We start from the raw sequence: 21951 nt of genomic DNA, 5'->3' as shown, positions 1-21951 counted from the left end.
AAATATAGTTATAAGAAATTAACGATTTGTATCCGTATTTGTAAAATTATAGGAGGATTATTATGATTATAGGTGTACCTACAGAGATTAAAAACAATGAAAGTCGTGTTTCAGCAACACCAGGTGCTGTATCTGAATTTGTAAAAAACAATCACGAAGTTTATGTACAAAAAGGTGCAGGAATAAATTCTGGTATTACTGATGATGAATACATTGAAGCTGGAGCAAAGATCCTAGACACAGCTGAAGAAGTTTGGGACAAAGCTGAAATGATCTATAAGGTAAAAGAACCAATTGAAAGTGAATATAAATACTTCAAAGAAGGTCAAATCATTTATACATACCTTCACTTATCAGCTGATCCAGAATTAACAAAAAATTTAGTAGACAAAAAAGTAACAGGTGTTGCATTTGAAACAGTTCAAAAAGGACGTTTACTTCCACTTCTAAGACCAATGAGTGAAGTAGCTGGTAGAATGGCTGTTCAAGAAGGTGCAAAATTCCTATTAAAAACAAATGGTGGTAAAGGTAAATTATTAAACGGTGTTCCTGGAGTGGCTCCAGCATACGTTGTAGTTATCGGTGCAGGTAATGTAGGATCTGCTGCTACACAAATAGCAGTTGGTATGGGTGCAAGAGTTAAAGTTCTTGATGTAAATATCGATGCACTTGCAAGACTTGAAGATGTTTATGGATCAAAAATTGAAACAGAATATTCTAACCCATTAAACATTGAAAAAGCAGTTAAAGATGCTGACTTAGTTGTTTCTACAGTACTAATCCCAGGACGTAAAGCTCCACAATTAGTAAAAGAATACATGGTTGAAGAAATGGAACCAGGTTCAGTTATAGTTGACGTTGCTATCGACCAAGGTGGATCAACAGACTTAACAAAAGGTCACCCAACAACACACGATGACCCAGTTTTCGTTGCTCACGATGTAATCCACTACTCAGTAGCTAACATGCCAGGAGCAGCAGCACTTACATCAACATATGCACTATCAAATGCAACAACAAAATACGGTGTACAAATCGCAAACTTAGGTGTTCTTGAAGCAGCTAAAAAATTCCCAGAACTAATCCCAGGAATTAACACACATGATGGTGCAGTAACACTTGAAGGTGTAGCTGAAGACCTTGGTTACGAATATAAAGATCTTGGATTAAACTAAGAATAAATTGAACTAGAAAATTAGCATTTTAAAAGACACGCTTAGTCGTGTCTTTTGTGCTAAATACATATAAACAAAAAATTAACGAAATTTTTATTGGAGGAATTATGCAAACGTTTATCAACGTTGTGGGTTCACTAAGTGATTTCTTATGGGGCATACCTATGATAATAGTAATGTTACTTGGTGGATCATTCTTAATTTATAGAACACGAGCGTGGGTTTTTAAAAATTTTGGCTATATTTGGTCTAATACATTTGGAAAAATATTTAAAAAATCTGAAGCAACTACAGCTGGTGAGAAATCGATTTCACCAGTCCAAGCCGTATCTACAGCCCTTGCTGGAACTATAGGAGCAGGAAATATAGTTGGTGTTGCTACAGCTATAAAACTAGGTGGACCTGGGGCTATATTTTGGCTATGGATTGCCGCTTTAGTAAATATGACTACAAAATTTGCAGAAATCACTCTTGCAGTTGCTACTCGTGAAAAAAATGAAAAAGACGAATTTTCTGGTGGACCTATGTACTACCTAGAAAACGGTCTAAATATGAGATGGCTAGCTATTATGTTCTCAGTTTTTGGAGCGATAGCGATTTTAGGAACAGGTTCTTTAGTACAATCAAATGCTATGGCAAACTCAATTAATACTATTACTGGTATTGACCTTAGAATAATTGGGGTTGTAATTATGATCCTTATGGTCATTATTATTATAGGTGGTATTAAAAGAATAGGTGCATTTGCAGAAAAAATTGTACCATTAATGAGTGTTTTGTATTTAGGTGCAACTATTGTTATACTAGTTATTTATAGAAGACAATTAGGATCTGCACTTGGATTTATAGTTACTGATGCATTTAAGCCTACTGCAGCAGTTGGTGGATTTGCAGGTGCTACAGTACTTATGACTATCCGTCATGGACTTGCTCGTGGTATTTTCTCAAATGAAGCAGGACTTGGTTCAGCACCTATGGCCCATGCAGCAGCTCATACTGATCACCCAGTACGTCAAGGTATGTGGGGAGCTATAGAGGTATTTGTTTCTTCAATCCTTATTTGTACTATGACAGCACTTGTAATTATTTGTTCAGGATTATGGTCAGATGCAAATGTGGATGCTAATAGATTAACAGCAGCATCTTTTGAAAAAGCATTGCCAGTTGGTGGTGAAATGATAGTAAGTTTAGGACTTATGTTTTTTGCTTTTACAACTCTAGTTTCTTGGTATTACTATGGTGATAAATGTATATCATATATCACAAAATCAAAAACAATACGTAGTATATATAAAGCAGTATATATTATATTTTCAGTTGTAGGGTCACTCGGTGGACTAAAATTTGTTTGGTCAATCTCAGATGTGGCTAATGCTTTGATGGTAATACCAAACTTTATTGGTTTGATATTACTTTCAAAGCAATTAGTATGGCTTATCAAAGACTTTAATAAAAACTATAAAGATACAGGAAAACTCGGTAACTATAATTGGACATTTGACAATCACTGGGGAGCTGTATTTAATAAACGTAAAGTAAAAGAAACACAAGTTTTTGAACCATACGATTATGACAACTAGGGTATAATTTCCCTATGGAGCTTAATAAAAAAAGATATAGGGATTTAGATACTTATTATAAACTAAAATACAATAAAAAAATTATTAAACTCCCACTCGATGGTGGCTTTACCTGCCCTAATCGAGATGGGAGTTTGTCATTTTGTGGTTGTATTTATTGCTCAGATGATGGAGCAGGGGAATGGACTCATAAATCAGCAGGTGATATAAAAAAACAAATAGCACTTCAAAAAGATCTTTTGAGTAAAAAAGGTAGAAAAGAAGGCTATATAGCTTATTTTCAGAATTTTACAAATACCTATGGTGACATAGAAAGCATGCGTGAAATGTTTTACACTGCAATAAATCAGCCAGATATAGTAGGACTATCGATTGCTACAAGAGCTGATTGCCTGCCTAATGATGTTTTAGATTTATTAAAAGAATTAAATCAAGAAACGGACCTTACAGTTGAATTAGGTATGCAAACTGTAAATGCCAATACTTTAGAATTTATAAATCGAGGCTATGACCATAAAGTTTTTGATCAAGGAGTTGACAAACTACATAAATTAGGAATAAAAACTATTGCTCATATTATAATAGGATTGCCAAATGAAAATGAAAAGGATTATCTAAATAATATTGATTATATAAATAAGAAAAACATTTGGGGAATTAAAATTCATAATTTATATATTGAAAATAATACTTATTTAAAATATTACTATGAAAAAAATAATATTGATTATAAAATGAGTAAAGACGACTATGCAAAGATAGTTGTAGGTATGCTTAGAAAGCTTAATCCAAATGTAGTTATAAATAGATTGACAGGAGATGGGATAAATCAAAATATTGCTTATCCAGAATGGTCAAAAAATAAGGGGGCAGTATTATCTACAATTGATAAGATTATGAAAGATAATAATTATCAGCAAGGTGATTTATACTAAAAAAATTAGAAGAACTCTTACTTATAAATAAAAATTAAAAGTAAGAGTTTTTTTATGATTATATATTTAGGTAAACCTAAAAAAGTACTTTACAATACAGGAATAATATATTATAATATCCTTAAAACAAATAAAGGAGATTAAAATGTTAAAAAAAATAATGATTACTATACTCACACTATTGAGTATTACAAGCTGTTCAAGCAATAATAACGATAATAAGCCACAAGAAGAAGCTAATACAAATAAAACTAGTGTTAGCGAAAGTACTGATCAAAAAAAGACAATTACTGTTACAACTACATTTTTAGCTGATATGGTAAATGAATTGATTGGAGATAAAGCAAATGTTGAATTAATTATACCTGCTGGTGGAGATCCACATATCTATGAAGCAAAACCAGAAGATTATACAAAAATTACAGATGCTGACTTAGTTTTATACCATGGTCTACATTTTGAAGGAAAAATGATGGATGCTTTAGAAAACTCAGGATATGCTGTAACATCAACTTTTAGTAAGGATAAAATTGGCGAAATGGATGAAGATGGGAAAACAATAGAGGATCCACACTTTTGGTTTGATATAGATTTATATAAAGAAGCCTTTAAAAACACTGCTGATAAATTAAAAGAACTTTATGCTGATGACGATGAAATGATAAAAGTAATCGATAAGAATTATGAGAGATATGCAAAAGAACTTGATGACTTAGATCAATATATAAAAGATAAATTAGATCAATTACCAGATGAGCAAAAATATTTAATTACACCACATGATGCCTTTAATTATTTTTCTAGAAGATATGATATAAAAGTAATGGCACCCCAAGGAGTAACAACTGAATCAGAAGTTTCAAATAAAGATCTAGAAGATACAGCACAATTTATAGCTGATCATAAGATAAAAGCAGTATTTGCCGAATCTACTACAAACCCAGAAAGAATGGAAAAATTAGCTGATATTGTAAAATCAAAAGGATTTGAAACAAAAGTTGTTGGTGGAGATGGTGAAGAATTATTTTCTGATTCATTAGCAGAAAAAGGAAAAGATGGAGATAACTATATAGACATGTATAAACACAATATAGATCTTATAGTTGATAATCTAAAGTAGGAAAATATGCAAGCTGCCATTGAAGTAAAAAATCTGAATGTATCTTATGGAAAGAACAAGGTTCTTGATGATATTTTTTTACAAATCCCACTAAATTCAAGAACTGCAATAATTGGTGCCAATGGTGCGGGTAAATCTACTTTTATAAAAGCTGTATTAGGACTTATCAAAAAAGATAAGGGAGAAGTAAAAATTTTAGGCAAAACTATAAAGAATGCAAAAAATGATATAGCTTATGTACCTCAAAAAGATTCGGTAAATTGGAATTTTCCAGCAACTGTATATGATGTAGTTATGATGGGGCGCTATCCATATATGAAAACTTTTGGAAAAGCTAATAAAAAAGATGATGATATAGTTGAAAATTCCCTGGTTGAAATGGGAATATCTGATTTAAAAGATAGGCAAATTAATAATTTATCAGGAGGACAAAAACAAAGAGTATTTTTAGCACGTGCACTTGCCCAAGATGTTTCGCTATATATACTTGATGAACCTCTAACAGGTGTAGATATAAAAACTGAAGATATTATAGCAGATGAATTCAAAAAATTACAAGACTTGGGTAAGACCATTCTTGCAGTTCACCATAATATCTATACTTTAGATAAGTATTTTGATAATTTAGTTGTTTTAAATAGAAACATAAAATATAGTGGTAGTCTTTATGTAGATAATTTAGAAAAAGAAATAAATAAAGGTTTTAGAGACTGATTATGATAAGTTTAATAAAATTATATTCATTCCAAATAGTTGTAATAGGTACAATTTTGCTAGCAATAACTTCAGCTCTTGTTGGAACACTGAATGTATATAAAAACCAAGCGCTAATTGGAGATGCTCTAGGTCATTCTACTTTGCCGGGAATTGTCTTAGCTTTTATGCTCACAAGTCAAAGAAATCCACTTATTTTGTTATTAGGAGCTATGGCAACAGCTTCCTTAAGCTATTATTTGATAGAATATTCAAATAAAAATTCTAATATTGAGCCAGATGCAAATATGGCGATATATTTATCAGGATTTTTTGGATTGGGATTAGTCTTAAAATCTTTTATCCAAGGAAATCCTAGTTATGCTAATGCTAGCAAGGCTGGTCTTGATAAATATATTTTTGGTCAAGCTGCTTATTTACAGAAAAATGATATTACTTTGATATTTATTGTTTTTATAATATGCCTTGGAATAATTACATTTTTTTATAGGGATATAAAATGCTATTTATTTGATAGCGAACTTGCTAATCTAATAGGCGTTAATACCAAACGATTAGATCATCTGATATTATTTATGACTATTTTGGTCATAGGCGTTGGGATTAAAGCAGTTGGAGTTATTTTAATTTCGTCTTTACTAATTATTCCTATAATAACAGCCAGCAAGCTAAGTAATAATTTCTTAGGTGTTCTTGGTATATCAGCTTTACTTTCAGCAATAGCATCAATAACTGGAAGTGCAATTTCAACCTTATACCAAGGATTTTCTACAGGACCAACTATAATTATTGTCCAAGGACTTCTAGCATTATTTGTAATATTGGCTCAAAAATTAAGCAAAGGAGGTCATAAAATATGACTTCATCACTTATAGTTTTGATATTAACAGCTATTTCTTGTTCACTACTAGGTGTTTTTCTTATTCTAAGAAAAATATCTATGCTAACAGATGCCATCAGTCATACGGTTTTACTTGGAATAGTTTTAACGTTCTTCTTAGTGCCAGATTTATCATCTCCATTATTGATAGTTGGAGCGGCGGCTATGGGACTTTTAACTGTACTTTTAGTAGAAACCATAGGAAAAAAAGGAATAAGCAAATATGATGATGCGATAGGAATGGTATTCCCAATCTTATTTTCTATAGCAATCATTTTGATAAGCAAATTTTTTAGAAATGTTCATCTGGATACAGACATGGTTTTATTAGGAGAAGTTTTATTTTCATCCCTAGTAAAAATAAACATTTTTGGATATCAGATACCAAAAGCGATTTTTAATGAAATAATTTTACTGTTTGTAATATTAGTATTTATACTCTCCCAATATAGAAAATTAAAAATTTCAACCTTTGATCCGGAATTTGCTTACTTAATAGGCATATCTACAACGGCAATTTTTTATAGCCTAATGACGCTTACTTCCTTATCTGCAGTAGTATCATTTAATAGTGTTGGTGCTATACTCGTAGTATCATTTTTTATAGGACCAAGCGCTGAAGCCTTGCTTTTTACAAATACTCTAAAACAAACACTTATTTTTGCAAGCCTAATAGCAAGTATAAATTCGATTATAGGATTTTTTCTTGCAATAAAATTAAATGTTTCCATAGCAGGATTTGTTGCAAGCGTAAATATGGTAGCCTATCTAGTTCTATTACTTATAAAGAAGTATACTAGACTTAAGAAAGTAGAAGTAGATAAGGACATAAATATAAATGGCAACGACAAATCCACAAAAAGACGAATATCTAATTACAATATTTAAATTGATGGGTGAAGGAGAAAAGGTGACCAATAAATCAATAAGTACCCACCTTGGTCTGGCACCCTCATCTGTAACTGAAATGTTAAAAAAATTGAAAAAAGATGGACTTGTAACAAACAAAAAAGATAATACTCTCACTGAAGAAGGCATCAAGTATACAAAAAAACTACTCTCAAAGCATCGACTATGGGAATACTTTTTGGAAAAAGAATTGAAATTTTCACGGAAAGAAGTTCATCCAATAGCTAGTAGTTTGCAATCGGTAACAAATGAAGATCTTCTAAATAAATTAAATGCCTATTTAGGGTATCCTGATTATTGCCCTCACGGATCAATAATTTTTATAAATAATGAAGAAACTTCAAAAGATTTCATAAAAATGAGTCAAGCAACACCTGGAAGAGCATATATAATTAGAAGAATTAGAGATGATAATGAATTATTAACCTATTGTGAAAATATGAAAATAAGTATAGGCGATAAAATAAAATTTTTAGACTTTGATAGCTTTGACGATACAGCTATTATAAACTATGGAAAAGAAGAAAAAAGAATTTCACCAAAAGCCTGTAAGGATATTTATTTAAAAGAAATAGAATAACCATAAATTTAGGCAGCAGAAAGTATAAGTGCTGCCTATTTTAAAGTATAATTTTATTAAATAAATATAATTACAAAAATATAAGGAGGTATTTATGGAAAGAAAATTAGATGAAAAATACTATGTAAATAGTTTTGATGAAGAAAGTGGTATATACAACAAAAAAGATCATATACTTTTATTAGTTATAGATGAGCAACCAAGACTAATGAATGCCTTAGAAAATGGGGAAAATACAGTTTTAAATACTATCACATTAATAGAAGCTTCCCAAAAATACCAAATACCCGTACTTGCAACAGAACAATATCCAAAAGGTTTAGGAAATACAGATGAGAGAATTTTAGCAAAATTAGATAAAAATAATATTTACGAAAAAACAATCTTTGATGCAGCCACAGCAGAAGTTCTAGACTTTATAGAAAAAAATAATATCAAAAAAGTAGTAATTGCTGGTGCAGAAGCCCATATATGTGTTTATCAAACAACGAGAAGTCTCTTAAATCTAGGAATAAACGTATTTTTACCAAAAGATGCTTTAGCAAGCTTTAAAGAAAGTCAAAAAGAAGAAGCCTTAAAAACTTTAAGAGAAATGGGAGCAGTAAGAACAGAAACAGAAACCCTATTATTTGACCTAGCAAGAGATTCCAAAGATCCAAACTTTAAATTTATTTCTGGATTGATTAAGGATATGAGAGATAGATAAGAAGGTGGTGTTGCAGAATAGGTAAATCTATTCTGCTCATTACCTTTTTTCGTGTATATTGGTATCAAGCCATTAAATTCTGTATCTTTCTTTAATATGAAAATGAATTTATCCACATTTTTCATAAAAATAGGCTCAATTAATACAGCTAAGATTTTTAATATTTTTTTTCTTAAGCAGCTTTGTATTTTATGAGTTCTAAATTCTTGTTTTCTATTTTGGATGCCAGTTTATTTAGGTTTAGTGCCATTGATAAGAGGCATATTTCACTTATTATATTTGATTTTCCTCTATGGTGGAATCTGTTGTATTTTAGTCCTGATTTTATTTTGGAAAATGCTCCTTCGGCTTGGATTGATCTATTTATTCTTTCTTCTATTCCTTGGTCTGAGCTTATATTTTCTAAGGATTCTTTCCTATATTTTTGAAAGATTTCTGCTATGTAGATTCCTTTGGTCTTCTGACCATCTTTGTTCCAGTTAAAGCATCTGTATACTTTGCTGGTTGTTGTGTATCCGCTTTTTCTTTTTCTGTATCTATCAGTGCACCTTATGAATTCTTTGCCTTCTTTTGATATGTATTTGTCTGATGTTTTATCATATCTTAGACTATTTCTGAATTCTTCTTTTTTATACTTTCTAGTTTTTAATTGTTCGTAGTTGGATGGTTTTATGTATGATAAGAGCTTGTTTTCTGCAAGAAAAACATAATTTTCTTCGCTTTCATATCCTGAATCTGCTACTATCTTGTTTAGTTTGTCGGGGTGGTTTTTGAGTAATTTATTTAGAAATGGTTTTAAGGTGTACATATCGGATGGATGGTGGGATACATTTTCTCCTATGATGAAGCCTGAGGAACTTGCTAGTTGGATGTTGTAGGCTGGTTTTAATTGACCATTTTTCATATGATCTTCTTTCATTCTCATGAAGGTTGCATCATGGTCTGTTTTTGAGTAGGAGTTTCTGTGCTCTCCCATTATTTCTATATGTTTTTGATAGCTTTCTAGTTTGTTCTTCCAATCTTTGAGCTTTTCATAGTCTCGTTGGAGTTGGTGTTTTCTTTTTCCTTGTCCATGTACAAAGTTTATTTTATTTTCTGTACATTCTGTACTTATCTGATTGAATGCTATTCTTACTACTGCTAATACCTGTGATGGTGTTAGTTCTCTATTTAAATTAAAGTGCTTTATTATTTTTACTCTTAGTTTCTTTTGCCATTTTTCAATGCTTCCTCGCCACACGAAACTATATCTATTGGCGTAGGCTTCTATTTTTGTTCCATCTATGTAGATGCTTGATAAGTCTATTTGATTTTCTTCTATTAGTATTTGAATCATTTGGTTTAACAAGTTTGGTGCTAGTTCTACGATTTTTTGTCTAAATCTGTTTATTGTACTATGATCTGGTGGATTTTCTCCATCTAAAAGGTATTTTATCCTCAAATCATATTTGCATGATTTTTCTATATTTCTTGATGAGAATATTCCTTCTGAGTAGCAAAATATTATTATTTGTAGCATTGTTACTGGGTTTACTGTAGGTTTTCTTCCTAATGATGAGTAGACTTTTTTTATTTCAGATAAATCCATCCTTTCGATTATATTTTTTACAAGCCTTAACTTAACATCATCTTTGACATATATTTCAGTGTCAAAATTCATTTTTAATTGAATAGTATCATTAACTAGCGTAAAATTAGTTAATGATGATGTATTTTTAACGGTTTTCATAAATACATTGTATCAGAAAAAGACGAGGATTTCAGTTTCCTCGTCTTTTTTCTATATTAGGACTTTTGCAACAGCCCCATTTTTCAAAAGTCATTTTAACTTCTCCACCAGACTTAGTATTTTCTTTGTAATTACTAATTTCAAGCCTACCATTATTGTTTTTTACAAGCTCATCTACAATTATAAGTCCATGTCCGTGGTTCATTTTATCATCTTTGGTAGTTAGGTTTTTTTGGGGACCCTTGTCTAGGATTTCTTTTGTAAATCCTTCTCCATTATCTTTTACGCTTATGGTATAGAAATCATTCTGATCCTCAAATGATAAGTATACGTTGCTATCCTTAGGGTTATGTTCACAGGCGTTTACAATTATATTTTGCAAGGCCCTTGCTATATCTTCCTTATTTAATTTTATGTCCGTCGCATCATTATTTGTAATTACAAGCTCTATTTTTTCGGTGTTCGTTATGGTTCTCGCAAGCTCAATCCAATAGTCAATTACATTTTCGTTTACCACTTGTGACTTATAGGTCATATTTTTTGAAAAAGTATTAAGTTTTTTAATGTATATTTCTAAGCGGTCTATACCAGTTTCTAAACCATTTATATATTCAATTTGGCTAGAGTTGCTTTCTTCTTTTAATAATTCTGTATTACCTTTTATGAGGGTAATGGGTGTGCGGATGTCGTGGGTTATTGATTCTATTAAGTTTTTTTGATTTTTTTCTGTTTGCCATTGATCATGTAAGGATTTTTTTAAATCTCTAGCCATTATATCAAGAGAGTCTAGGACTCCTTGGATTTCTATATATTTAGAGTTTTTTCTATCATAGTCCAAATTCATATTCCTAATATTTTCATTACTTGTAGCTATTAAATTGATTTCAGACTTGATTATCCTTTGTGTTTTTCTAATAAGAAAAATAAAGCCCATAAGCCATATTATAAAGAAAAAGAAAAGATATAAAAGTTCTACATTTTTAAATTTGTTATAAAGTTTTTCTGAGGCAAGGATGGGGGAGACTTGGTAGGCTAATATCAAGTTTTTATCCTTATAAGTTAACTTTTTAAAGTATTTGGCATATATAATAGAATTCGTATATGATATCCCAGTATTTTCCGCATTTTTCACATGATTTTGATATTTTTGATCGATAGTATTCTCTACCTCTTGACCATCCTTATAATATTTATAGTCATAGTAATAAGGAATATCTGCAGGGTTAAAATCATCCTTTTTTAAAAGTTCTTCTACCTTAAATATATTTACTTCAGCATGGTTAGCTGGATAAATAAAGTTGCTATTTACTAGGATATTAAAAAGAATTGCAAAAAATATAAGTACAAATGCTGAATAAATTATCTCTAATATTGCATATTTACTTATTAATGAGCCTAAAGATTTTCTATTTCCCATTTGTATCCTACTCCCCAGATTGTTTTTATAGGGTTAACTTTGTATTTTCCAAATTTATTTCTAATTAGCTTTATACGTTCGGTTATGGAAGTTTGACTATCACCTTCAGCATCATAACCGTATACCAATGTATAAATATTTTCCTTGGTAAAAACTTGGCCCTTATTTTTTAATAGTAGCTTACATATGTCATACTCGCTTTTTGTTAGCTTTATTTCGCTTTCCTTAAAGTAAAAATTTGCTGCTAACAAATCACAAGATATAGGATAATCTAACAAACGCTGGTGCTTTTCTCTTTTTTCACGTCTAAGATGTGCCGCTACCCTTGCGCGAAGTTCATTTATTGAAAATGGTTTTGTTATATAATCATCTGCGCCAAGGGCAAAGCCTTCTAGCTTATCATTTTCAAAATCTTTGGCTGTTAGAAGGATAATAGGGACATCAATCATATCCCTATATTTTTCTAAAAACTGAAAACCATCCATTTTTGGCATCATTATATCGAGGATAATTAGGTTAAACTCTGTAAAAATATTGGGATTAATGGATGAAACATCATTACAAACTTCTACTTCATATTCTTTTTTTAAGGTATTTTTTATCAAATTTGTAAGATCTTTATCATCATCGATAAGTAAGATTTTCATTTAATCCTCCGTTTTTGAGTATACATCCCATTTATTAAACCAGTTTGCTACAACAATTAGAAAAATAATACTAATAACTATCCCAAGGCCAATAAATTTTAGGCAAACTTTTAAATATACTACCCCATGGACTAGTAAATATATTAATTTTATAGGCCAAACAAAGGGCAAAAATTTCCAAATCAAAGCTCCAAGTCCAGTTGTACCCAGCAAAATTGCTGCAAGCGTTAGAAAAATTCCTAGTATAATTGTTCCACTTTGGCCATACTTTAAATTTAAATATTGGTAGATTGGAATAAGGGGAATGCTTGTAAAAAATACTAGGACCATTAAAATCAAAAATTCACCTGCGTTTATAGCTTTGTTTTTAAAAATCATCCAAATTCCTAGAAAAATAATACTTGCTATTAAAATAATTAAAGCATACAAAAGACCAATTAGCAAAAATTTTGCCACAAGGGTCTTTTTGCGGCTTATGCCAAATTTTATGTCATTGGTATAAAAACTCGCATTTTTATCTGCTTCGTAAAGCATGGGTACAAAAAAGCTTAAGGAAAAAGTTGCTAAAATAGCAAAAGTTTCAAAAAAAGCATATATTTCTACACCATCGAAGCTATTTGGCCCTAGTATATAAATAGAAAATGCTAGGGCATATAATATTGGGGCAAGAAATAAAAACCACCTTATGGGCTGCCTTTTTGTTCTTAACCAGTTAGATTTAATTATATTAAGCATTTTCCTTATCCTTTCTATTTATAGATAAAACCATAAACAAAATGTAAACACCAAGACTCAGTATGATTCCTAAAGTTATTACACTTTTATCCCATAGGGGTGAATTTATGTCTAAAAATGTTCCGTTTGGGTGCACTCCTACAATTGGTGCTAGCATCCTTAAACTATAAGACCAAGGATAAAATTTCCACAAATCTTCTGCAGCTGGGATTGGGGCTATGATTGATAAAATAAAATTTAATATTAGCACTATAAAGTTTTTCTTAGTTAAGCTCATTATAAAAAATGAAAATCCTACTAGTGGCAAGGACCCAATGAATAAAACTACTCCTGCCTTTAAAAGCATAACAAAACTTGTATTTTCTTTTAATATAAAATTAGCAATTAGATAAATTATAAGTATTGATACCATAACTATTACAAAAACTTCTATAAGTACTAAAAAAGATTTGATAAGTTTTATCTTTTTTCTATCTAAACCCATACTTTTTTGTAAATTTAACTGACTTTGCTTTTCTTTTGCTAATATATTTGTAACAAGTAGGCTAATTACTATTGGTAATATTAATAGAGGAAACCAGTTAAAAGCTGTTGCTAGTAAATAGCTGTGTCCCTCAGAATTAGGGGTCATTAACATATTCATTAGTAGATTAAATACTATAAAAATTATGGGTGTTAGTAAAAGTATTTTTGCATTTGCAGATCTTTTTTCTTTTAAAATTTCAGCTTTTAAAATATTTACCATATTAAAAACCTTCTTTCTTGATAATATCCATAAATAAATTTTCCAAGTGATCGCTGCCCTTATTATTTTCCCCTTCATAGGCTAATTTTCCGTTTACGAGGATACCAACTTTATCGGCAACTTGGTCAATTTCGCTTAAGATGTGACTAGAGATAAGAACTGTAATTCCATCATTTGTAAAAGATTTTATAAGTTCTCTAAGCTCTGCTATGCCCACTGGATCAAGACCATTGGTTGGCTCATCTAGGATTAAAAGTTTGGGATTATTAATAAGGGCCATAGCTATTCCTAATCTTTGCTTCATACCTAGAGAAAATTCGCGAGCTAATTTGTTGCCCGTATTAGTAAGACCTACTGTTTTTAAGACCTCATTAATTTTATTTTCATCAATGTTTAATAAAGTTGTCAATACTTGTAAATTTTCATAGGCGGTTAGGTTTGGATAAATAGCTGGATTTTCAATAATTGCTCCTATTTCAAATAAGTCTTTTTGATTAATAGGATGCTCCTTGTAGAAAATCTCACCAGAACTTGGTTTTATTATTTGAGTAATGAGTTTTAACAAAGTTGATTTGCCAGCGCCATTTGGGCCTAAAAGTCCATAAACTTTCCCTTCTTCAATATTAATTGATACCTTATCTAATACTTTAAAATCTTTATATGTTTTACTTAAATCTTTACTTTCTATTATATTTTTCATATTTCCCTCCATTTTATATTCTTGATTATAAATGTAAAAAATAACTAAATTATAACTTTAATTATTCCTACTTTTTTGCTTGTATTTAGTTCGGGAAAAGGGGTAAAATATAATTGTTACTTATATAAAAAAAATATTTATTTCATAAATAAATTTCAGATATAGATTTAAGGAGAATGACGTTTTATGAATTTACATATGGGACTTGATGTTGGGTCTACTACTGTAAAAATTGTCATTACAGATGAAAATTTTAATACCCTCTATCAAGTATATAGAAGACATAAATCAGATGTTAAAGAAACTGTAAAAACAGTCCTCAATGAAGCTTTTGATGAGTTTAAGGACGATTATATAACTATAAATGTAACTGGTTCTGGTGGAATGTTCCTTGAAAAATATATGGGAATAAATTTTGTTCAAGAAGTAATTGCAGAAACTGCAGCGATTAGAAAATTTTTGCCGGAAACAGATGTTGTTATTGAACTAGGAGGTGAAGATTCTAAGATTACTTACCTATCTGGTTCGGTTGAACAAAGAATGAACTCAATTTGTGCAGGTGGTACTGGGGCTTTTATAGACCAAATGGCAGCACTTTTAGATACTGATGCATCTGGTTTAAATGAATTAAGTAAAAACTACAAAAAAATATATCCAATTGCATCTCGCTGTGGAGTATTTGCAAAAACTGATATTCAAGCATTGATGAACCAAGGTGCAAGTCGTGAAGATATTGCAATTTCGGTATTTCAATCGGTAGTTAACCAAACTATTTCAAATCTTGCTTGTGGTCGTCCAATTCGTGGTAATGTTACATTTTTGGGTGGACCACTTCACTTTTTACCAGCACTTCGCAATAGATTTGTTGAAACTTTAGGGGAAGATGGTAATACTTTCACAACACCAGAAGATGCGCAACTTTATGTTGCTAAGGGTGCAGCTATACTTTCTGCTGAAAAAGAAAATTTTGTTCTTTACAGCGATTTGATAAAAGAATTAGAAAAAGAAGCACCTGAAGATATGGAGATGACGAAAAAACTCGAACCTCTATTTACTAGCAAAGAAGAGTACGAAGACTTTGTCAAAGATCATAAAACAGATGGTGTAGTTTACGAAGATATAGCAAATTATAAGGGTCCGATATATGTAGGTATTGATGCTGGTTCCACTACTAGCAAAATGGTGTGGATTACAGAAGATGGACATATTCTTCATGAAGATTATAGGATGAATCTGGGACGCCCACTAGAAGTTGTTATAAATATGCTAAAAGAAGCCTATGCAAAGAAAAATCCTAAGGCTTATATAGCTTCCTCTGGTATCTGTGGATATGGAGAGGATTTTATAAAAAATGCCTTACATGTTGATAATGGTGAGGTTGAAACCATTGCCCACTACCGTGCAGCTAAATATTTTAATCCAGATGTAGATTTTATTCTGGATATTGGTGGTCAAGATATGAAGGCAATGCATATAAGAGATGGGATAATAGATTCTATTCAGCTAAATGAAGCTTGTTCTTCAGGATGTGGTTCATTTTTATCTACCTTTGCAGCAAGTGTAGGAATGTCAGCAGCAGAATTTCAAGAAAAAGCTCTACTTTCAAAAGAACCAGCAGATTTAGGTAGCCGTTGTACAGTTTTTATGAACTCAAAGGTAAAACAAGCTCAAAAAGAAGGTTCAGAAGTTGCTGATATAGCAGCAGGACTTTGCTACTCAGTAATTAAAAATGCTATTCAAAAAGTAATCAAAGTCCGTGATCCAAAGTCACTTGGTGATAATATCGTAGTTCAAGGTGGTACATTTTATGGAGATGCTATCTTAAGAGCTTTTGAAAATATAACTGGAAGGAAGACAACTCGACCAGAAATTGCAGGCCTTATGGGTGCTATGGGTATGGCTCTTATTTCTCGAGATAATTCTACTGGGCAATCAACTTTATCTGATATTTCAGAACTAGAAAACTTTACTTATAAACAAAAAAATGCAAGATGTGGTTTGTGCACCAACAACTGTGCTCTAATAATCAATGTTTTCCCAGATGGCACCCGTTATGTAACAGGTAACCGTTGTGAGCGAGGAGCTGGCGTCAAAAAAGAAGAAACCATGGCTGATTTAAATATGTATAAATTTAAAAATAAGCTACTTTTCGACAGGAAAACATTGGGAGATACAGCTCGTATGGGAAAAGTTGCCTTGCCACGTGTTTTAAATATGTATGAAGATTATCCATTCTGGCACAAATTCTTTACTTCTTTAGGATTTGATGTAGTTTTATCAGGTAAATCTGATAGAAAAATGTATGAAAAAGGAATATCTTCTATTTCTTCAGAAACTGCTTGTTATCCAGCAAAACTTGCCCATGGTCATATAGAGGACTTGGCAAGCCGTGATGATATAGATTTAATATTCTATCCTGCAATTTTTTATGAATACAAACAATTTGATAAAGCTCAAAACCACATGAACTGTCCAGTTGTAAGTGGCTATCCAGATGTAATTAATAACAACGTTGAAAGTTTACAAGGTAAAAAATATATGAATCCTTATTTATCCCTTGAAAACGAAAAGGTAATTACTGATAGACTTATAGAAGAGTTTGAAGGATATGAACACAATGGATACAAATTAAGCAAAAAAGAAATTAGAAATGCAGCATCACAAGCTTGGAGAATACAACAATCCTACCATGATCAAATAAGAATCCGTGGTAAGGAAATAATTGATTATGTAAATAGCAAAAGCTTAAATGCAATTGTCTTAGCTGGTCGTCCATATCATATAGATCCAGAAGTGAACCACGGTATACCAGAACTAATAGAAGGAATGAAAATACCAGTTATCTCTGAAGATGCAGTTGCTTATAATATAGAAGATGTGGATACAAAAGTAAGAGTTCTCGACCAATGGTCATATCATGCTAGACTTTATCGTGCAGCAGAATACGTGGCAAACAATCCAAACCTACAACTAATTCAGCTAAACTCTTTTGGTTGTGGGTTAGATGCTGTAACAACTGACCAAGTACAAGATTTACTAGAAGCTAATGGAAAAATCTATACACTTTTAAAAATAGATGAAGTTTCAAATCTTGGTGCTATAAAAATTAGAATTAGATCCCTACTTCAAGCCTTAAATCAAAAGAAAATGGAAGGTATCGTCTTTAAAAAAGACTTGGACCGCCTAGATTATTCTACACCAGAATTTACTAAAAAAATGGTAGAGGAAGGATATACAATTTTAGCGCCACAAATGGCTAGAGAACATTTTAGAATACTAGGACCTGTTTTCCATCATTATGGTATGAATGTAGAATTTTTAGATACTGTAAATGATAAAGTCCTAGATCAAGGGTTAAAATATGTAAATAACGACTCATGTTATCCATCAATAACTGTTGTAGGTCAATTTATGGAAGCTGTCAATTCTGGAAGATATGATACAGATAAACTTGCTATTGTGATGACCCAAACAGGTGGTGCATGTCGTGCAAGTAACTATGTGGGCTATATTAGAAAAGGATTAAGAGATGCTGGATATCCAGATATTCCAGTAATAGCCTTATCTGCTCAAGGAATAGAGACAAATGCAGGTTTTGACCTTAAGAAGCCATCAACTATACCTTTTCTAAAAAGAGGATTTAGAGCAATTATATTTGGTGATCTAATTAATAGAGTTGCCAATGCAACAAGACCTTATGAAGTAGAGAAGGGTGCTACAGATAGCTTAAAAGAAGCTTGGATAGAAAGACTACAAGCACAAGCTCCTACTATGAGTGATAGGGAATATAAAAAATGTGTAAAAGAAATAGTAAAAGATTTTGATAATATACCAGTAAAAGATATAAAAATACCAAAAGCAGGTATAGTAGGAGAAATCCTTGTCAAATTCTTGCCAGAAGCAAACAATAACTTGCAAAAAGTTCTAGAGGCAGAAGGTGCAGAAGTTATCTTGCCAGATCTCACAGATTTCTTTATGTATTGTATGAAAAATTCTGAATTAAAAGCTGACTTATATGGCAAGAGCAAAATGAATGCTACAATTGGGAAAATTGGTATAAATATTGTAGAACAATACAGAAAGCCAGTTAGAAAAGCATTAAGAGAATCAAAAAGATTTAATGAACCAGAATACATCGATCAAATTGTAGAATACGCCGATACTGTAACAAGCCTTGGTAATCAAGCTGGTGAGGGATGGTTACTTGCTGGTGAAATGGTAGAGCTGATTCACGCTGGTGCACCAAATATTGTCTGTATCCAACCATTCGGTTGCTTACCAAACCATATTACAGGTAAGGGTGTTATGAAAAAAATAAGAGAAGAATATCCTGAAGCTAACATTGTAGCTATAGATTACGATCCAGGTGCTAGTGAGGTAAATCAAATAAACCGTGTTAAGCTAATGATGAGTCAGGCTCGTGATACCCTAAAACAAAAAGAATTACAAAAAATAGAAAATTAGGAGAAAAAATGTTAAACGAAAAATTTTATGAAGTTATAAACCACGAAGGTAGTGTATCCATCACTTCTTGGACAGAAAAGGGTGCACACGTAACCTGTACATGGAATACTTACCTACAAGTTATAGAAGATAATAAAATACTAATACCAGCAGCGGGTATGACTTCTACGGAAAGTGATTTGAAAGAAAATAATGAAGTTATTCTAACAATGGCTGCAAGAGAAGTAGAAGGATTTAACGGATATCAAGGAACAGGTTTTAGGATAAGTGGAACTGCTGAGTTTTTAGATGAAGGCGAGTACTTTGATAAAGTACATGAAAAATATCCTTTTGCTAATAGAGCGTTAGTAGTAGATGTAAAAGATGCTAAGCAATTATTGTAGATAAAATAAATATATAAACTTTAGGGTGTTAGGAAAATTTCTAACACCTTTTTTTATGTAAACTAAGAAATAGGTTTTATAAAAATATTTATTAATTTAATTTTATTGCTATAATCTTACAATTAATATAATTAACTCATTAATTTTAAAATTTAAAACTTATCTCTTGATGGTATAATAGTTTTAATAAGAGAAGAGGTTTTATGAAAGCAAAAAGATTTTTTTTAGGATTACTTGTTGTTATTGTAGGATTTTTTGGGACAAAATTTATCTTAGATAGGTTAAATACAAACGAAAAAGAGCAAAACTACAAGGACATACCAAATTATGATGACAATGCCGTAAAGACAGCCGACGGAGAATATTTAATTCTATTAGTTGGAGTTGACAAAAATGGAGATGATGATAACAACACGGACTTTACCCGTACAGACACCATTATGCTTTTAAAAGCAAATACAAAAACAGGGAAAATGGATCTTTTGAGTATACCAAGAGATAGTAGGATAAAAATCCGTGACAAATTTGATAAGGTAAACCATGCCCACGCCTTTGGTGGTATAGAATTAACCATGCAAACCTTGAGAAGTTTTTTAGGCCTAGATATAGATTATTATGTGCAAATAAATTACCAAGCCTTAATAAATATTGTAGATGCCTTAGGCGGAGTAGACTATGACGTTCCAGAAGGAATTACTATTGACAAAGGCAAAGTTCAAATCAAACCAGGACCAAACCACCTAGATGGTAATGAAGTAATGTGGTATTTAAGAACTAGAAATATTTATAATAATGGAGATATTGGTAGGGTAAACACCCAACAAGGTTTTGTAAAAGCCATGGTAGATGAAATGGTCAAAAAATCTAAAAATATGAATATGATGACCTTTATTAGTAACTACCTAAAATATGTAAAAACAAATCTGCCAGTGACAGCCATTATGGATTTAGCAGGAAATATAAATAATTTTTCTTCAGATAAAATGGATACACACATAGTGCCAGGTATGGAACAAACTATAGATGGTACAAGTTATTATATTCCAGACTATGAAAAAACTTGGCAAATCGTAGATGAATACTATTCAAGCTTTAAATTAGAAAACTGGAAAAAAGAAGATTCTGGATATATGGAATACCAAAATTTCAATGAAATAAAAGACGAATCAAGCAATCGAGGTATAGAAGAAGAAAATAAAAAAGAAGAAGAAAAAATACAGGAAAATGTAAACTTGCCTCAAACAAGAACAATTGAACAAGAAGATACAAGCAAAGTACAAAATCAAAATGTAAATTATAATCAGAATGTAAACTACAATCAAAATCAAAGCCAGAATCAGAATCCAAATCCAAATGACCAGGTAGATATGAACCAAGGTCAAGATATGCTAGATGAGTCCTTAAAAGAAGTGCCAGACGAGGAGAATACTGATGAATAGTCAAAGACGTGAAAGAAAAGATGCCCATATAGAAAATTATTTAAGAAGCAAATCAAAAGAATCTACTCTTTTAGATAATGTTTATATAGAGCATAACGCAATTTCTGACGTTTCTCTTGATGAAATTGATACTAGCATAGAATTTATGGATAAAAAAATATCTATGCCACTAATGATCGATGCTATGACAGGCGGTGGATCTGTATCAATAAGCATAAATGAAGATTTATCTTCTATTTGTGAATCTTTAAATATACCTATGGCAGTAGGAAGTGAATCTATTGCCCTAAGCGAGGAAGACTCACGAGAATCTTTTGAACTTGTCAAATACAAGGAAAATTTATTTAGAATAGGGAATTTAGGTTTTGAACGTGAATACGAAGATTTTATATTTGCAAGGGACTTAATAGATGCTAATGCCATGCAAGTTCATTTAAACCTTGCTCAAGAGTTAGTTATGAAAGAAGGAGACAACTCTTATTATTCGTCCTTAGAATTAATTGAAAAATTAGTAAATGACTTTGATTATCCGATAATTGTAAAAGAAACAGGATCAGGAATTTCAAAGCCAGTTGCAAAAAAATTGATTGATGTTGGGGTTAAATATATAGATGTTGCCGGCAAAGGTGGCACAAATTTTATAGAAATTGAAGACTTAAGAGATTTTGAAGTAGACTATTCAGATCTTTATAATTGGGGAATACCAACTGCAAAATCAATTATAGATATAAGAAGCATTTCGGATGATACTTTTATAATAGCATCTGGTGGTGTAAGAACTGCTATGGATCTTGCAAAATCAATTATAATCGGTGCTGATATGGCAGCTATGACAGGAGAAGTTTTAAACTATCTATTACATGGTGGTTATGATGCCTGTGAAAGTTTTCTTAAAGAAATAAATTTAAAATTAAAAATAATTATGGCCCTCCTAGGAGTAAGAAATATAGATGAGCTAAAAAATGTAGACTATAAGCTAACAGGAGAGCTAAAAGAACTTATAGAAGGCTAGCTTTTGCTAGTCCTTTTTTTTATAAAATATTGCAATTTTAGAAGATTTATTAGATAATTGAGTTGGGAAAAAGAAAGGCGG

19 protein-coding genes are annotated in these 21951 nt (G+C 31.3%); 13 read left to right on the top strand and 6 right to left on the bottom strand.

From position 1 onward, the window contains the following. Positions 1-62: 62 nt before the first annotated feature. The 9 genes from ald (at position 63) to DY249_RS06635 (ending at position 8599) form a co-directional block, all read left to right on the top strand. Positions 63-1175 carry an alanine dehydrogenase gene (gene ald, locus DY249_RS06675; protein WP_101539511.1) on the top strand — a complete coding sequence of 371 codons (1113 nt, stop codon included), beginning with the start codon at positions 63-65 and terminating at the stop codon, positions 1173-1175. Positions 1176-1282: 107 nt separating this feature from the next. Then, positions 1283-2755 carry an alanine/glycine:cation symporter family protein gene (locus tag DY249_RS06670; RefSeq protein WP_115595614.1) on the top strand — a complete coding sequence of 491 codons (1473 nt, stop codon included), beginning with the start codon at positions 1283-1285 and terminating at the stop codon, positions 2753-2755. Positions 2756-2769: 14 nt separating this feature from the next. Then, positions 2770-3690, top strand: coding sequence for a tRNA modification radical SAM protein MnmL/YtqA (mnmL, locus tag DY249_RS06665; protein WP_115595613.1), 921 nt, complete (start codon positions 2770-2772; stop codon positions 3688-3690). A 145-nt stretch (positions 3691-3835) separates the two neighbouring features. Further along, the gene (locus tag DY249_RS06660) at positions 3836-4810 is read left to right on the top strand and encodes a metal ABC transporter solute-binding protein, Zn/Mn family (RefSeq protein WP_115595612.1); all 975 of its coding nucleotides are present in this window, start codon (positions 3836-3838) and stop codon (positions 4808-4810) included. A 6-nt stretch (positions 4811-4816) separates the two neighbouring features. Then, positions 4817-5524, top strand: coding sequence for a metal ABC transporter ATP-binding protein (locus DY249_RS06655; protein WP_115595611.1), 708 nt, complete (start codon positions 4817-4819; stop codon positions 5522-5524). Between the two features lie 2 nt (positions 5525-5526). After that, a complete protein-coding gene (locus DY249_RS06650; protein WP_245943552.1) occupies positions 5527-6384 on the top strand; it encodes a metal ABC transporter permease in 858 nt (285 codons plus the stop codon). Beyond that, a complete protein-coding gene (locus DY249_RS06645) occupies positions 6381-7292 on the top strand; it encodes a metal ABC transporter permease (RefSeq protein ID WP_115595610.1) in 912 nt (303 codons plus the stop codon). Before DY249_RS06650 ends, DY249_RS06645 begins: the two co-directional genes overlap by 4 nt. Next, on the top strand, positions 7243-7893 hold the full coding sequence (locus tag DY249_RS06640; RefSeq protein WP_101539505.1) for a metal-dependent transcriptional regulator: 651 nt from the start codon (positions 7243-7245) through the stop codon (positions 7891-7893). Before DY249_RS06645 ends, DY249_RS06640 begins: the two co-directional genes overlap by 50 nt. Before the next feature lie 94 nt (positions 7894-7987). Next, entirely contained in the window at positions 7988-8599 is a 612-nt protein-coding gene (locus tag DY249_RS06635) for an isochorismatase family protein (RefSeq protein WP_115595609.1), read from the top strand. 172 nt (positions 8600-8771) lie between these two features. On the opposite strand, the gene DY249_RS06630 is transcribed toward DY249_RS06635, so the two are convergent. Genes DY249_RS06630 through DY249_RS06605 form a run of 6 tightly spaced genes read right to left on the bottom strand, consistent with a single transcriptional unit; the run spans position 8772 to position 14572 of the window. After that, a complete protein-coding gene (locus tag DY249_RS06630) occupies positions 8772-10328 on the bottom strand; it encodes an IS1182 family transposase (protein ID WP_115595382.1) in 1557 nt (518 codons plus the stop codon). A 31-nt stretch (positions 10329-10359) separates the two neighbouring features. Then, positions 10360-11745 (bottom strand): sensor histidine kinase, encoded by a 1386-nt coding sequence (locus DY249_RS06625; RefSeq protein WP_115595608.1) that lies wholly within the window; start codon positions 11743-11745, stop codon positions 10360-10362. Beyond that, positions 11724-12392, bottom strand: coding sequence for a response regulator transcription factor (locus DY249_RS06620; RefSeq protein WP_115595607.1), 669 nt, complete (start codon positions 12390-12392; stop codon positions 11724-11726). Before DY249_RS06620 ends, DY249_RS06625 begins: the two co-directional genes overlap by 22 nt. Further along, positions 12393-13127 carry an ABC-2 family transporter permease gene (locus DY249_RS06615; RefSeq protein WP_115595606.1) on the bottom strand — a complete coding sequence of 245 codons (735 nt, stop codon included), beginning with the start codon at positions 13125-13127 and terminating at the stop codon, positions 12393-12395. Then, positions 13120-13872, bottom strand: a complete 753-nt coding sequence (locus DY249_RS06610) for a lantibiotic immunity ABC transporter MutE/EpiE family permease subunit (RefSeq protein WP_172540071.1) — start codon at positions 13870-13872, stop codon at positions 13120-13122. Before DY249_RS06610 ends, DY249_RS06615 begins: the two co-directional genes overlap by 8 nt. Before the next feature lies 1 nt (position 13873). Next, positions 13874-14572: a lantibiotic protection ABC transporter ATP-binding subunit gene (locus DY249_RS06605; protein ID WP_115595604.1), complete on the bottom strand. Its 699-nt coding sequence runs from the start codon at positions 14570-14572 to the stop codon at positions 13874-13876. A 186-nt stretch (positions 14573-14758) separates the two neighbouring features. Between DY249_RS06605 and DY249_RS06600 the strand changes: the two genes are divergently transcribed. The 4 genes from DY249_RS06600 (at position 14759) to fni (ending at position 21870) form a co-directional block, all read left to right on the top strand. Continuing rightward, complete coding sequence (locus DY249_RS06600) at positions 14759-19036, top strand: 2-hydroxyacyl-CoA dehydratase (protein WP_115595603.1); 4278 nt, start codon at positions 14759-14761, stop codon at positions 19034-19036. Positions 19037-19044: 8 nt separating this feature from the next. Continuing rightward, a complete protein-coding gene (locus DY249_RS06595; RefSeq protein ID WP_101539497.1) occupies positions 19045-19419 on the top strand; it encodes a pyridoxamine 5'-phosphate oxidase family protein in 375 nt (124 codons plus the stop codon). Positions 19420-19622: 203 nt separating this feature from the next. Further along, positions 19623-20858, top strand: coding sequence for an LCP family protein (locus DY249_RS06590; RefSeq protein ID WP_115595602.1), 1236 nt, complete (start codon positions 19623-19625; stop codon positions 20856-20858). After that, on the top strand, positions 20851-21870 hold the full coding sequence (gene fni, locus DY249_RS06585) for a type 2 isopentenyl-diphosphate Delta-isomerase (RefSeq protein ID WP_115595601.1): 1020 nt from the start codon (positions 20851-20853) through the stop codon (positions 21868-21870). Before DY249_RS06590 ends, fni begins: the two co-directional genes overlap by 8 nt. Positions 21871-21951: the final 81 nt, after the last annotated feature.

The organism is Anaerococcus octavius, assembly GCF_900445265.1.
GTDB classification, from domain to species: Bacteria; Bacillota; Clostridia; order Tissierellales; family Peptoniphilaceae; genus Anaerococcus; species Anaerococcus octavius.
This window is presented reverse-complemented; position numbering and strand designations above follow the sequence as displayed.

What these genes read in the sequence shown, in the direction of transcription:
- DY249_RS06640 (WP_101539505.1), top strand. Translation starts at nt 7,243, where the DNA reads ATGGCAACGACAAATCCACAAAAAGACGAATATCTAATTACAATATTT.
- DY249_RS06615 (WP_115595606.1), bottom strand. Translation starts at nt 13,127, where the DNA reads ATGCTTAATATAATTAAATCTAACTGGTTAAGAACAAAAAGGCAGCCC.
- DY249_RS06605 (WP_115595604.1), bottom strand. Translation starts at nt 14,572, where the DNA reads ATGAAAAATATAATAGAAAGTAAAGATTTAAGTAAAACATATAAAGAT.
- DY249_RS06635 (WP_115595609.1), top strand. Translation starts at nt 7,988, where the DNA reads ATGGAAAGAAAATTAGATGAAAAATACTATGTAAATAGTTTTGATGAA.
- DY249_RS06600 (WP_115595603.1), top strand. Translation starts at nt 14,759, where the DNA reads ATGAATTTACATATGGGACTTGATGTTGGGTCTACTACTGTAAAAATT.
- DY249_RS06645 (WP_115595610.1), top strand. Translation starts at nt 6,381, where the DNA reads ATGACTTCATCACTTATAGTTTTGATATTAACAGCTATTTCTTGTTCA.
- DY249_RS06655 (WP_115595611.1), top strand. Translation starts at nt 4,817, where the DNA reads ATGCAAGCTGCCATTGAAGTAAAAAATCTGAATGTATCTTATGGAAAG.
- DY249_RS06620 (WP_115595607.1), bottom strand. Translation starts at nt 12,392, where the DNA reads ATGAAAATCTTACTTATCGATGATGATAAAGATCTTACAAATTTGATA.
- DY249_RS06625 (WP_115595608.1), bottom strand. Translation starts at nt 11,745, where the DNA reads ATGGGAAATAGAAAATCTTTAGGCTCATTAATAAGTAAATATGCAATA.
- DY249_RS06610 (WP_172540071.1), bottom strand. Translation starts at nt 13,872, where the DNA reads ATGGTAAATATTTTAAAAGCTGAAATTTTAAAAGAAAAAAGATCTGCA.
- DY249_RS06650 (WP_245943552.1), top strand. Translation starts at nt 5,527, where the DNA reads ATGATAAGTTTAATAAAATTATATTCATTCCAAATAGTTGTAATAGGT.
- DY249_RS06630 (WP_115595382.1), bottom strand. Translation starts at nt 10,328, where the DNA reads ATGAAAACCGTTAAAAATACATCATCATTAACTAATTTTACGCTAGTT.
- ald (WP_101539511.1), top strand. Translation starts at nt 63, where the DNA reads ATGATTATAGGTGTACCTACAGAGATTAAAAACAATGAAAGTCGTGTT.
- fni (WP_115595601.1), top strand. Translation starts at nt 20,851, where the DNA reads ATGAATAGTCAAAGACGTGAAAGAAAAGATGCCCATATAGAAAATTAT.
- mnmL (WP_115595613.1), top strand. Translation starts at nt 2,770, where the DNA reads ATGGAGCTTAATAAAAAAAGATATAGGGATTTAGATACTTATTATAAA.
- DY249_RS06660 (WP_115595612.1), top strand. Translation starts at nt 3,836, where the DNA reads ATGTTAAAAAAAATAATGATTACTATACTCACACTATTGAGTATTACA.
- DY249_RS06670 (WP_115595614.1), top strand. Translation starts at nt 1,283, where the DNA reads ATGCAAACGTTTATCAACGTTGTGGGTTCACTAAGTGATTTCTTATGG.
- DY249_RS06595 (WP_101539497.1), top strand. Translation starts at nt 19,045, where the DNA reads ATGTTAAACGAAAAATTTTATGAAGTTATAAACCACGAAGGTAGTGTA.
- DY249_RS06590 (WP_115595602.1), top strand. Translation starts at nt 19,623, where the DNA reads ATGAAAGCAAAAAGATTTTTTTTAGGATTACTTGTTGTTATTGTAGGA.